The following is a 13,673-nucleotide window of genomic DNA, read 5'->3' as shown; positions in this document are numbered from 1 at the left end:
ATAGGGTTGCAAATATAAGTGAAAAGAAAAGAGGCTGTATCATTAATCATGATCAGCCTCTTTTCTTTTTATAAGGATAAAAATTAGTGCCCGCCAGAAATCTTCTTATCGAAGGAAATTCCTTGCTTCCTTAAAATCCCACTTACTGTCCATGCATAGTATGCCAAGTAAGCAAAACAAAGGATACCTATGATATAGCTATACTGAATACCCGTAAATTCGGAAACATATCCTTGTAACCAGCTGATAACCCCGCCACCCATAATCATCATGATTAAAAAGCTACTTCCCTGACTGGTATGTTTACCCAAACCGCTAACAGCAAGTGTAAATATACATGGCCACAGTGTACTGCAGAATAACCCGACACTCGTAAAAGCGTAGACACTTACCATGCCGGTTGTGAACATACCAATAATTAAGGCAGTGATACCAACAAAAGAGAAGATTAACAGCATTCTTGCCGGGTTCCCTTTACTTGCCATATCGGCAATAATTAATACTAAAATAATTAATCCGTAAACATAGAATGGAGCCAGATCATGGTTAAACATTGCATTTACGCCTAAAAAGATACCAAAAGCTAAATAAGGGGCGATGAATCTTAATACTTTTTGTTTGTTTACATTATCTGTAAAGGCTTCAACCGCGCCGGTCCACCTTCCAATCATCATACTTGCCCAGTATAGAGAGATATAAGGCGCAATGTCTTTTATTTTGAAACCAAGGTCTTTTTCCATGTAAGCAGGAAGATTACTTGCTGTAGAAACTTCAACACCTACATAAACAAAAATGGCAATCATCCCTAATACCAGCTGAGGGTATTTTAAAGCTGAGCCTTTTAAACCGTCGTCGTCGATTTTAGCTTCTATCAATGTTGGTTTATCAGGAAGTGAAGACATTTTTAAAAATATTGCAACCAGGATAAAAGCTGCACCTAAAATCAGGTAAGGGATTTTTACACTTTCGATACTCACATTTGCACCGTCTTCCGAAATTGAACCAAAGATTGCGAAACTTACGATCAACGGTCCTATTGTTGTTCCGAAGTTGTTTATTCCTCCTGCTAATGTTAAGCGCTGCGATCCTGTTGTAATCGGGCCTAAAGCAATGGCCAATGGATTGGCAACGGTTTGCTGTAGCGAAAACCCGAGTGCTACGATAAATAATCCGGATAACATCAAAGGAAATGAACCTAAATTTGCCGCTGGATAAAATAATAATGTACCCACTGCGGAGATAACCAAACCTAATGCTAGACTATTCTTATACCCGATGGTATTTACAACATCCTTCTTTATCAGCATAGATATACCCATATAAATCAGAGATCCTACGGTATAGGCGATGTAGAAAGCCAATGACACCAACTGACTCTGGCTTTGAGACAAATCAAAAGCATGCTTAAATACAGGGATTAAAATGTCGTTACTTGCAGCTACGAATCCCCAAAAGAAGAATACCGTAACTAAGGGTATAAACTGGGCCCATTTTGTTTGTGATTGCTGTTCCATATATGTTTAATAAAAATTTGGTTCTCTAAACATAAATAAAAAAAATTGTAAGGTAAAGCATTGACATGCTAAAACGGTTTATTTTTCCCAAACCTCAAACAGGAGACAAATCAACAGCTAATATTATATTCCATTTACAGGGTGACTAATAGAACATTTCAGAGATAAAACTTCACAAAAAAATAACTGTACTTTATGTTTAAAATTGCATATTAGCATAATATATAAGGTTTAGCCGAATGTTTGAAGCAATATTACAAGGGATAGGTGCGGGTATTTTATTTTCGTTTTTAACGGGTCCCGTGTTTTTTTCCATGATTAAAACAAGCATAGAAAAAGGTTTCAAAGCAGGATTTTCATTAGCTATAGGTGTCATTTTCAGCGACATCATCTTCATTACACTAACTATATTCAGTTCTCAATTTGTCGACTACAATTCCGAATACAATCAATATGTTGGAATCATAGGGGGTCTGTTTCTTTTTGGGATAGGCCTTTATTATTTATTCAATAAAGTAAAGGTCAACTATGATATTTCCGAAACTGTCAGGATCAAAAAAAGAGGATATATATTAAAGGGTTTTTTAATGTGCCTGCTTTCTCCTTCTACCCTAATGTTCTGGATTATGGTTGGAGGGATAATTTCTGTTCAGCTCCACTATGATATGACAGAAAAAGTTGTTTTTTTTGTCATCGCTATGGCAACTCAGCTTTCTGTAGACTGTGTCAAAACTTATTATGCAGCCAAATTGCGGTACCGGATTAAAGAAAAAAACATACAGACTCTAAATAAAATAGCAGGAGCGGTAATCATCATATTTGCAATCCGCATTTTCATTGAGGTAATTCTAAAATACTATAAATAAAAAGAGGCTGATCATTCATCATGACCAACCTCTTTATCTTTAAAAGTGCTTATCTGCTAATAAGCTCTTTGATTATTGCCTTCTTTCCAGTTTACAAAAGCTTTATTCACTACTTTATTCCCTCCAGGTGTTGGATAATTTCCTGAGAAATACCAATCTCCTGTATGATTTGGACATGCCACATGAAGGTTATCCAACGTCTGGTAAATCACCTCGACTTCTGCATTGATGTTTTCAGGAGTAATGATCTTTGTGATCTGCGCTGAAATTTCTTGCTGAGTAAATGGTCTGTAAATATCCTTAACGTGGTTAGTTATCTCCTCTTTAGGTAACAACAATGAGGATTTACATTTCTGATATACTTCTTCAATAACGTGCTCCATACCACGGGCCTTCAGCAATTGAATTGCTGCTTCAAAAGCAACAAACTGCCCCATCTTCGACATATCGATACCATAGCAATCCGGATAACGGATCTGAGGTGCAGAAGAAACGATAATAATCTTTTTAGGATGTAATCTATCGATGATCTTAATGATACTTTGTTTTAGTGTTGTACCACGAACAATAGAATCATCAACCGCAACCAAAGTATCTGTATGGTTTTTAATCACCCCATAAGTTGTATCATAAACATGGGCTACCATGTCTTGCCTGTCTGCATCCTGAGTGATGAACGTTCTTAACTTTACATCCTTTATGGCCAATTTCTCCACCCTTGGACGCATAGAAAGTAATTCGTCGAGTTCTTTATCATCCAATACATCTTTTCGGTGTAACAATGCTTCTTTTTGGAAATCTCTGATATAAGCATGTAAACCATCTACCATTCCATAAAACGAAACCTCGGCAGTATTAGGGATAAAAGAGAATACTGTATTTTTTAAGTCTGCGCTTACAGCATTTAAAATCTGTTTGCATAATAATGCACCGAGGTGCTTACGCTCTTTATATATTTCAGCATCACTGCCTCTTGAGAAATAAATCCGTTCAAATGAACAGGCTCTCTTTTCCTGAGGTTCTCTAAAGATTTCCTGAGTTACTGTACCATTCTTTTTTACAATCAGGGCATGTCCTGGCTCAATTTCCTTTACATCCTTGAATGCTATATTGAAAGCTGTTTGTATAGCCGGTCTCTCAGAGGCCGCTACAACGATCTCATCATCCTGATAATAGTAGGCTGGACGAATTCCAGAAGGATCACGCAATACAAATGCATCTCCATTACCTACAATACCTGAAATCGCATAACCGCCATCCCAGTTCTTTGCGGAACGTCTTAGTATTTTTGCAATGTCAAGGTGTTCTGAAATTTTATGTGTGATCTCAACGTTGTCGAGCCCTTCTTTTTTGTATTCATCAAACAACTCCTGATTTTCATCATCAAGGAAATGCCCTATTTTTTCAAGCACTGTAACAGTATCCGCCTTTTCTTTTGGATGTTGGCCCAGTTCGTATAATTGTTCCAATAACTCATCAACATTAGTCATGTTGAAATTACCGGCAATAACGAGGTTACGAGTCATCCAGTTGTTCTGACGCAGGAATGGATGACAGTTTTCGATGCTGTTCTTTCCATGTGTTCCGTAACGCAAGTGTCCCAGTAAAACTTCACCAATAAAACTAACATTTTGCTTTAACCATTCCGCATCCTGCATTAATTCAGGAGTTTCATTCTGGATGTCTACAAATTTGTTTTGCACATATCCAAAGATATCTGCAACAGCATTTTGAGCCATTGAACGGTACCTGCTAATGTAGCGGTTTCCTGGTTTCACATCCAGTTTAATGGTTGCAATACCGGCTCCATCCTGCCCACGGTTGTGCTGCTTTTCCATTAAAAGATAAAGCTTATTTAGTCCGTAAAGTGCAGTCCCGTATTTTTCCTGGTAGTATGAGAGCGGTTTTAAAAGGCGGATAAAGGCTATTCCGCATTCGTGTTTTATCGAGTCACTCATTAGGTGTGTTATTTGAGCCGCAAATTTACCGTTAAAAATAATTAGAACCTAGAAAGAAATAGAATCTTTCATTCAGATTATAATTTAGTGTTTAAACATCTAAAAAATTGGGGTTGAGATCTACATGCTCAGAGTGAACTTCCTCACCAAAAAAGATCGAAGCATGTTCATCGAACGTATTACGATCCCCCGACGTAAAGAATGATTTAAAGCTATCTCTACCTATAACTGAGGAAATTTCAGGATGATTCGAGAGGTAATTCTCGAGACTGTTTGCAACAATTTCTCCCTGACCTAACAGACCAATGCCTTCGGGAAGTATAGCTTTGATTTTAGGGATGAGCAAAGGATAATGAGTACAGGCAAGAAGGAGGCAATCTATATCTCCATTCTTTTGCAATAACTCCTCTACATACTTTCTCACAAAATAATCTGCTCCCGGATCAAGATGTTCATTGTTTTCAACCAAAGGCACCCACATTGGACAACTCTGCTGGAATACATTAATTTCAGGGAAGAATTTTTTAATCTCTAAAAGGTAAGACTGAGAATTGACAGTTCCCCTTGTTCCCATTACTCCTATTGTTTTAGAATTGGTATAGGCCCCAACAATTTCTGCGGTCGGCCTGATCACCCCCAGTACTCTATGATTTGGATATTTAACCGGAAGTACTTTCTGCTGGATTGACCGCAGTGCTTTTGCTGAAGCTGTATTGCAAGCCAATATCACAAGTGGACATCCCTGCGCAAACAACCACTCTACACACTCTAACGTATATTGGTATACCGTTTCAAAAGAATGGTCACCATAAGGCGAACGGGCATTATCACCGAAGTAAATATAGTTGTATTGAGGTAGCTTCTTGGCTATAGATTTAAATACAGTCAGGCCACCGTAACCAGAGTCAAAAACACCAATAGAATGTTTAGTATCCATTTAAAAAAAAGCGGGACCGGATTTTATCATCCGGTCCCGCAATTTAAATATTTTTACCCAAACCTTTCATTCAGGTCTAAGTCTTATTTCTGTAAATTACTTTTTAGGCGCAGGGGCTGTTGCTGCTGCTGTCAAAGGAATGCCTAATTTAGTCTTTACTAAATTGGTAATATCTTCTCCACCATCCCAGTATACCAAAGCTTGGTTTGCAGTATCAAATACATAAGCAAAACCTTTTTCTTTAGACACAGCTTTAATCGCAGCATCAGCTTTCACTTGAATTGGGTTAAACAACTCTGCATTTTTTGCTTCCATTTCTTGCTGAGCTTTTGTTCTTGCATCAGTGATGCGTTTTTCAAGATCCTGCAATTCAGCACCCTTTGTCTGCAAATCTTTACCTACGGCTTCTTTATTGGCTTCGCTCAAGGTTTTTTCTAAAGCCTGAGCAGCCTGATATTTGCTTTGGTATTCAGCGATCATTTTCTCAATATCAGCAGTTTTTGTTTTATTCAAAGCTTCAAGGGTTTCTTTGGCTTTTTTAACTTCAGGCATCGCTTCAATAATCATAGCTGAATTCAAATGTGCCAATTTTTGTTGTGCACTTGCAACGTTAGCAGTAAACAATAATCCTGCTGCTACAAAAAATGCGTTCATTAACTTTCTCATCTCTATTTTTCTTAATAATTGTTTTTTAGTTTATTTATATTCTTACTGAAGGATTGAACCCGGTTTGTAGCCTAATCTTGTGATTACATCATTGCTGACATCGTAAGTACTGCTTGCATAAATCATCATTGTAGCTTCGCTGCTTTTATCAAAAATAAAATCAAGCAATTTCACTTTCGCAACTTCAGATACAGCTTTCGCAACTTTTGCCTGTATGGGATTCAATAATTTTGTGCGGTTTTGAAAAAGCTCGCCTTCCGGTCCAAAAATCTTACGTTGAAATTCTTTCGCCTGCTTTTCTTTTTCAATAATTTCGTTCTCTCTTCTCTTACGCATATCTTCAGTGAGCAATACCTGATCTGCCTGATAAGTCTTATACATTTTATCAATTTCCGTAAAATTATTATCTACCTGTTGCTGCCATTGCTGAGACAACACATTCAATTGATTTAATGACGATTTATATTCCGGCAAATGTTTCAATATATATTCTGTATCTACATATGCAAACTTTTGTGCAAAGGCACCAAGTCCGGCAAATAATAAAAAGCAAATTAAAAAGTACTTCTTCATTTTCTTAAGCATTAATTAGTTAAATCCACCTAGTTGCTGAGCGATGCTGAAATGGAACTGACCTTTATTGGCATCAGGTAAACCAGGTATCTTATCAAATCCGTAACCATAATCTATTCCCAACAGTCCGAATATCGGTAAAAATATCTTTGCTCCCAAACCTACTGATCTTCTAACATTAAATGGATTAAAATCACTGAATTTGTTCCAGGTATTACCAGCTTCAGCAAATGCTACCACAAAGGCTGTTGCCTGCTGACTTGCAATAACAGGGTATCTTAGCTCCATTACATATTTTGTAAATATTGGGCTTCCTGAGTTCTGAGCAATCGTTGGGTTCGCTCCAACAGGGATTACTGTATTATTAGCATATCCACGCATAGCGATCAATTCCGATCCCTGTAAGAAGTCAAAACCTTGCATACCATCTCCACCTAATTTAAATCGCTCAAAAGCCGACTGTCCAACCTCGCGGTTATATAAACCTAAGAAACCAAACTGAGCCTGAGCTTTTACTACCAATTTTCCTGCCAGTTTCTGGAACCACTGTGATTCAAATTTCCATTTATGGTATTCTGTAAACTTATAACGTTGCTTATCAGACGCGGTTGAATAGTTTAATTTGTTAATTAATGAATATGGAGGAGTAGCTTGAATAGTGAATCTGAAATAAGATCCTTCCGTAGGGAAGATCTGATGATTTCTGGAATCCCTGCTTAGCTCCTGAGTTAAGTTGAAGTTATACGAGGTACCTGAACTGAATAGATATCCCGGATAATTGTTCAAAATATACTGTTGTGCATTAATTGAGTGACTCAACTGGAAATAGTTATCAGGGAAGTTCAATCTTCTACCCAAACTAACAGTGACACCGTTCAAACGTATTTTTTGGAATCTTGAATCCGTTACATCTGCACCATTTGATTGCAATGAAGTAAATGCACTAACTCCAAAACTGATTGGCTTCTTACCACCTAACCAAGGTTCTGAGAAAGAGAAACTGTAAGACTGGTAATACTTACCATTGGTTTGACCACGCAAACTCAATTTCTGCCCATCTCCTTTAGGGAGTGGTTTGTAAGCATCAAGATTAAACAGATTCTTCAACGAGAAGTTATTAAATGTAAGTCCAAGCGTACCGATGATATTACCACCACCGAAACCACCCGACAATTCAATCTGATCCGAAGGTTTTTCTTCTACTGTATATTCGATATCTACCGTACCATCCGCAGGATTTGGTTTAGGAACCGGATTTGTTTTTGACTCATCAAAGTTACCCAGGGCACCAATTTCACGTACCGTACGAATCAGCGCAGCTTTAGAGAACTTCTCTCCTGGCTTAGTCCTGAGTTCTCTCAACACTACCCGGTCATTCGTAATCGTGTTACCCTTAACAGTAATGCGGTTATTAGTATACTGTGGACCTTCATAGATACGCATTTCTAATTCTACAGTATCATTATAGATTTTAGTCTGTACAGGATCTACCTGAAAAGTAAGGTATCCATCATCAAGATAAACGCTGGAAACATCATCTCCGTTAGCACTACCTCTTAATTTCTTTTCTAATTTTTCTTCACTAAATACCTCGCCCTTTTCAATACCCAAAACTCTTTCTAAAGTTTGTGTATCGTATTTTGCATTTCCAACCCAGGTAATATTTCCAAAATAATATTTAGGACCTTCATAAAGATCTATTTTAATACCTACAGCTTTCTCGCTATACTGATAAACGCTATCCTTTAAGATCACCGCATCACGGTAACCATTGTCCTGCATTTTTGCAATTAGTTTAAGTTTATCTTCTTCGTATTTTTCTTTATTAAACTTCCCAGATCCAAACACTTTGTAGAACGCTTGTTGTTTAGTCTTTTTCAGGAACTTTCTCAATTTTGCGGACGAAAAGTCCTTATTACCTGTGAAGTTGATTTCGTGTACTTTAACTTTCCTCCCCTTCTCAATAAATACTTGTAAAACCATACCGTTTTCCATATTAGGATCTGGTTTAGTCTTATAGTCTACAGAAGTAAAGAAATAACCCTTGTCAAGTAAAAACTTCTTAATCGTAGCAGTGGTTGAATTGTATAAATTATCATTTATGATTGCCTTGCCACTTTTTTCATTGATCTTTTCAAGGATATCCGTTTTTTGTGATTTACTTACCCCATTGATCTCAAAAGAAGCCAGACGTGGACGTTCAACTACATCAATATCGAAGAAAACAGAATCACCCTCAATTTTTGTAATGTCAAGTTTTATATCATCAAATAAACCCTGGGCCCACAGAATCTTAATCGCATTGGAAGTTGCTTCTCCTGGCAATGTTATAGTCTGTCCTTTAATAAGCGTTGAAAGCGTTATGATTACGTCTTTTTCCACATGTTTCGTTCCGCTTAATGTTGTTCCACCTATGATGTATTCTTTAGGATTGAAATAATCAAGATCCAACCCATTAACTTTTAAGCTAGGCGGCGTAGGATTTGGCTGAGGACGTGTGATCTGTGCCATTGACGGTAACCCGATCAATAACAATAATATGAGTTGATATATTCTTTTCATTTACAATCTAAAAATCGATGCTAAGTTAATTTAAACACATGTTAAAAAGTGTTAAAAGTAAAATTAGTTCAATTGTTCACTAATTTTACCAAAGCGGCGTTCGCGTTTTTGGTAGTCTACAATAGCCTCAAACAAATCTTCTCTTCTGAAGTCGGGCCACAACGTATCTGTAAAATACAGTTCGGTATATGCCATTTGCCAAAGCAAAAAATTACTTATTCTATGTTCGCCACTTGTCCTGATCATTAGCTCAGGATCAGGAATATTTAATGTTGTTAACTGAGCCGCAAAATTCTCTTCATTAATCTCATCTATACGAAGACTTTGATCCTTAACAAGCTGAGCCAATTTTTTTGCTGCTTCTATCAGCTCCCATTTTGCACTGTAACTTAAAGCAAGTGTCAAGGTACAACGTGTATTACCCGCCGTTTTATCCATAGCACTTTTTAAATCTTCAATACATTTTTGTGGGAGAGAGGCAATATCACCTATAGCATTCAGCCTGATGTTATTTTTTGTAAGCGTTGCTGTTTCCTGATTTATGGTAGAGATCAATAATTCCATTAAAGCATTAACCTCTTCAATAGGTCTGTTCCAGTTTTCGGTAGAAAAAGCGTAAACTGTAAGGTGCTTTATTCCTATATCTGCACAGCCTTCCACAATGTCCTTCACGGACAACACACCACTTTCATGACCAAAGTGCCTGAATTTACCCTGATTTTTTGCCCATCTTCCATTACCATCCATGATGATTGCAATGTGCTCTGGCAAGCGTGTAACGTCAATTTGTTCTTTAAATCTCATTAATTCTGTGCAAATATGCCTAAAATGTATAACATTTTTGGGACACAAAGGTATAAGATATGCCAATACCTACAAACATATATGTATCTCTTTTTCTAAAATCACCTCTCTGTGTACTAGGAGCCCCATAACCAGCAACCTCGGAAGGATTGGAAAGCATTTGCCTGATTAATAAATTATTATCAGTCGGCCAGTTCGAATTATTCGGATTCGGATATTTGGTACTCACATCATCAAGATAATCTGTATAAGCGGTCCGGTATCCAATCTGGGTAAATAACCCCCAATTTTCCTTTAATCTAAATTTCATACCAACACCATAAGGAACAGTTAACGCATAATTCTTATAGGGTTCTGCCTGTCCTTCTGTTTTATAAAATCTCAGTTTATAGGTTTCATCACCTAGTATAGAGTTTTTTGGATAACTTGCTTTTGGGCTAAAGAAAACGCCACCTATACCAGCGTAGATATAAGGACTAAATCCTTTAGTCCCTCCTCCGGCAAAATATTCCAGAAAATTAAAATCTACCTGAAGACTCACTTCATTTAATCCCGTATTGAAATTTAATCCCCTATTTCTAAAATCTTCATTGTATGATTTAAGATCATCGGCCTTTATTTTACCATAGGTGTAGTGAGCGCCAAGAGCCCAATAAGGGTCAAAATTTATTTTCACATAACCACCGGCAGAAACACCACTTAATTTTAGGGGTTTCGTTTGATTCAGGTCTCCAAGATAACCCGCCCCACCGCCATGGATACCAAGCTCCCATGTCTGAGCTTTTGAATTCACGCCAAACAGGGAAAGCAGAAAAAGGTAAAATAATGGTCTTTTATATTGCATTCTAGTAATTCCGGGTATCAATGCCCCAAAGTAATTTATTCCTTAACGTAGTTAAATAGCTTTCATTGTTCAAACGAATAAGATTCACGTGAAAAGCAGCTTTATGCAGCGTCACCTTTACGGACCGGTCTACAGTCTCAGTTCGCGAATCACAGGAAACCAGGAATTTCGAACTCCTGGCCTCTATCTCGAATGTCAAAGAGACATCATCAGGAATAATAACAGGACGCACATTCAAATTATGAGGGGCAATTGGTGTAATTACAAAATTCTGAGAGCTTGGATAAATGATTGGGCCACCGCAGCTTAGAGAATAAGCGGTAGATCCAGTGGGAGTAGCAATAATTAATCCATCTGCCCAATATGAGTTTACAAATTCATTATTCATATAGGCATGGATGATCATCATCGCTGAATTATCTCTTCTGTGAATTGTCACATCATTAAGTGCAAAGTTCTCGTCACCAAACAATCCTTGTTTAGATTCCAGATTTAGCAGGCTTCGTTTATCCAACGAATATTCCTTATTTTGCAGCGCTTGTATGGCTGTTTTGATTTCGTCCTTATTGATACTTGCTAAAAAACCAAGTCTTCCAAAGTTGATCCCTATCACTGGAATTCCAGAATCACGGACTAGAGATAGCGTATCCAATAAAGTACCATCTCCTCCCAGACTGATCAAAACATCTGTCTTATTTAATAATTCTCCATGGCCTGAAAAAACCTCGATATTAATTGGAAGCTTAATCTTATCTTTTATGAAATCAAGGTATTTTTTGTAAACCAAGATTGGCGTTTGGCTCGACTCAAGAACATTAAATACTTCCTGCACATAGGGCAAAACACTGTTATTGAATTCTCTACCGTAAATTGCAATCTTCATTAAGTTATGTTGGTTTTGTAAGCTATGTTATTTTTTTATCAGATATTTATCAATATAGCGTACAAAAATAGGAATTAAACATTTAAGTAATTCATAAATGAATTAAACCTGTCTTCGGTCCCATTATCTGAGATTGTACTGTTAAAGACTGCCTTAACCTGATAATTATAGCGTTCAAAAGAAGCGATAATACCCGAGAGATCTGTCTTATTGATCTTTAACGTAACCTCCAGTTTAGTAGAATCAGGGAAAGACTGTACATAAGACGATAGTACCTGCGCATTATCCGCTTCAACTATTTGAGCCATATGTGCCAGAGAATTATTTCGGTTACTGATTTCAAGTACGATAATTCCCCCGTATTCTTTAACAGCATAAATATTAGAAGTATATTCGAGCAGGTTATTAATCGATATCAAACCCAGGTAATTTTTTTTATAATCCAGAACAGGTACAACAGAAAGATGCAATTGATTAAATAGCCTGATGATATCGTAAACGTGCGCATCTTCGTAAACAAATGGATTCAAGACAGACAATGACAAGCCTCCTATTGGCTGACTGGCATCTCTGACTTCTATCAATTCTTCTTCAGCAAGCAGTCCTAAAAACTGCGTTTCATTTACAATAGGCAAATGGTACAATTTGAACTCAATCATCCTTTCCAAAGCTTTCTGAACAGAATCAGACGTTTTTAGAGGGGGAATTGAATTGGATATGAGCTCTGATGCAAACATTTATTTAAGTAAAACTCTATTTAAAAATTTCTCCAGGTAACCGTTAAAAACCTCAGGTCTTTCCATCATTGGTGCGTGACCACATAAATCTACCCAATTCAATTCTGAATTCGGCAAAAGTTCATGAAATTCTTCAGCTACTTCTGGTGGAGTTACTTTATCCTGCTTTCCCCATATCAAAGAAACAGGAATAGTTATTCTTGAAAGATCTTTGGCCATATTGTGTCTGATCGCAGATTTTGCTAGTGCCAGTATGCGTATTACCCTCGATCTTTCATTTACACTCTTATACACTTCGTCGACAAGTTCTTTAGTTGCCGTAGCGGGATCATAAAAAGTAAATTCCACTTTTTCACGCACATAATCATAGCTTTCTCTTCTTGGGAAAGATCCTCCAAAGGCATTTTCATACAAACCCGAACTCCCCGTAAGCACAAGCGCCTTCACATTTTCCTGATGCGACGTTGTAAATACGAGTCCGACATGTCCGCCTAAGGAATTTCCAATCAACACTACCTGTCCTAACTTTTTATATTTTATAAATTTGTTGATGTATTTGGATAAACTTCTTACTCCCAACGTGAGGATAGGAAGTTCATAGATTGGCAAAATAGGAACAACAATATGATATTTGTCTTTAAAATGATCTATTACCGGCTCCCAGTTGCTCAACTCACCCATTAAACCATGAAGTAATACCAGGGTCTCACCTTTTCCAGCTTCTATATATTTAAACCCGTCTTCTTCTATTACTTCGTATGTCATATAAATAATTATGTATGGTATGCTACTAAGTTAGTAGACTAAAATTAAATTAATGTAATTTAAAATATTATTTTTAAGAAAAACGGTCAAATTATTATAAATCAGCAGCAGAATTTATGCCAATTGTGATTTAACAATTTCTGCAATCAGTTTTCCATCGGCTTTACCAGCCAGCTCCTTATTCGCCAACCCCATTACTTTACCCATATCTTTAGCTGAACTTGCTCCGGAATTTTTAATAATTACCGAAATCAATTGCTCTATTTCTGCTCTGTCAAGTTGCTTGGGCATAAAGGCACTGATCACCTCAACTTCTTCCTCCTCTATAGTACTCAGATCTTCCCTGCCTTGCTGCTTATAAATATCTGCCGATTCTTTACGTTGTTTAATCAACCTCTGTAAAATTTTCAGCTCTGCTTCTTCAGTGATCTCTTCCGCAGATCCTTTTTCAGTTTTGGCCAACAATAAAGCTGCTTTAATTGCTCTTAAACCTCTTAATCTGGCTTGATCCTTCGCCAGCATAGCCTGTTTTATTTCTTGATCTATTGTATTTGATATCATATA

Annotated in this window: 13 protein-coding genes; 1 reads left to right on the top strand and 12 read right to left on the bottom strand. The window is 37.1% G+C overall.

Annotation, left to right across the window (positions count from 1 at the left end):
* Window positions 1-83 precede the first annotated feature (83 nt).
* Window positions 84-1,514, bottom strand: a complete 1,431-nt coding sequence (locus R2Q78_RS16370) for an MFS transporter (protein ID WP_316793615.1) — start codon at window positions 1,512-1,514, stop codon at window positions 84-86.
* 239 nt (window positions 1,515-1,753) lie between these two features.
* On the opposite strand from R2Q78_RS16370, the gene R2Q78_RS16365 reads away from it, so the two are divergent.
* Complete coding sequence (locus R2Q78_RS16365) at window positions 1,754-2,380, top strand: LysE family translocator (protein ID WP_316793614.1); 627 nt, start codon at window positions 1,754-1,756, stop codon at window positions 2,378-2,380.
* A 56-nt stretch (window positions 2,381-2,436) separates the two neighbouring features.
* On the opposite strand, the gene R2Q78_RS16360 is transcribed toward R2Q78_RS16365, so the two are convergent.
* From R2Q78_RS16360 to R2Q78_RS16310, 11 genes are all read right to left on the bottom strand, one after another.
* Window positions 2,437-4,338: a class II glutamine amidotransferase gene (locus tag R2Q78_RS16360; protein WP_316793613.1), complete on the bottom strand. Its 1,902-nt coding sequence runs from the start codon at window positions 4,336-4,338 to the stop codon at window positions 2,437-2,439.
* A 91-nt stretch (window positions 4,339-4,429) separates the two neighbouring features.
* Entirely contained in the window at window positions 4,430-5,275 is an 846-nt protein-coding gene (gene murI, locus R2Q78_RS16355) for a glutamate racemase (RefSeq protein WP_316793612.1), read from the bottom strand.
* Between the two features lie 96 nt (window positions 5,276-5,371).
* The gene (locus R2Q78_RS16350) at window positions 5,372-5,941 is read right to left on the bottom strand and encodes an OmpH family outer membrane protein (RefSeq protein WP_316793611.1); all 570 of its coding nucleotides are present in this window, start codon (window positions 5,939-5,941) and stop codon (window positions 5,372-5,374) included.
* Window positions 5,942-5,983: 42 nt separating this feature from the next.
* Window positions 5,984-6,514: an OmpH family outer membrane protein gene (locus R2Q78_RS16345; protein WP_316793610.1), complete on the bottom strand. Its 531-nt coding sequence runs from the start codon at window positions 6,512-6,514 to the stop codon at window positions 5,984-5,986.
* 15 nt (window positions 6,515-6,529) lie between these two features.
* The gene (bamA, locus tag R2Q78_RS16340) at window positions 6,530-9,076 is read right to left on the bottom strand and encodes an outer membrane protein assembly factor BamA (RefSeq protein WP_316793609.1); all 2,547 of its coding nucleotides are present in this window, start codon (window positions 9,074-9,076) and stop codon (window positions 6,530-6,532) included.
* A gap of 63 nt (window positions 9,077-9,139) precedes the next feature.
* Window positions 9,140-9,880 (bottom strand): isoprenyl transferase, encoded by a 741-nt coding sequence (locus tag R2Q78_RS16335; RefSeq protein ID WP_316793608.1) that lies wholly within the window; start codon window positions 9,878-9,880, stop codon window positions 9,140-9,142.
* 19 nt (window positions 9,881-9,899) lie between these two features.
* Window positions 9,900-10,724 (bottom strand): DUF6089 family protein, encoded by an 825-nt coding sequence (locus R2Q78_RS16330; protein WP_316793607.1) that lies wholly within the window; start codon window positions 10,722-10,724, stop codon window positions 9,900-9,902.
* Window position 10,725: 1 nt separating this feature from the next.
* Entirely contained in the window at window positions 10,726-11,607 is an 882-nt protein-coding gene (locus R2Q78_RS16325; protein ID WP_316793606.1) for an NAD kinase, read from the bottom strand.
* Window positions 11,608-11,681: 74 nt separating this feature from the next.
* Window positions 11,682-12,344 carry a CBS domain-containing protein gene (locus R2Q78_RS16320; protein WP_316793605.1) on the bottom strand — a complete coding sequence of 221 codons (663 nt, stop codon included), beginning with the start codon at window positions 12,342-12,344 and terminating at the stop codon, window positions 11,682-11,684.
* A complete protein-coding gene (locus R2Q78_RS16315; RefSeq protein WP_316793604.1) occupies window positions 12,345-13,109 on the bottom strand; it encodes an alpha/beta hydrolase in 765 nt (254 codons plus the stop codon).
* Window positions 13,110-13,223: 114 nt separating this feature from the next.
* The gene (locus R2Q78_RS16310) at window positions 13,224-13,670 is read right to left on the bottom strand and encodes a GatB/YqeY domain-containing protein (protein WP_316793603.1); all 447 of its coding nucleotides are present in this window, start codon (window positions 13,668-13,670) and stop codon (window positions 13,224-13,226) included.
* Window positions 13,671-13,673: the final 3 nt, after the last annotated feature.

Source organism: Pedobacter frigoris, from assembly GCF_032678645.1.
Lineage (GTDB): Bacteria > Bacteroidota > Bacteroidia > Sphingobacteriales > Sphingobacteriaceae > Pedobacter > Pedobacter frigoris_A.
Note: the sequence above shows the minus strand (reverse complement) of the source record. Positions and strands in the feature narration are given on the sequence as shown.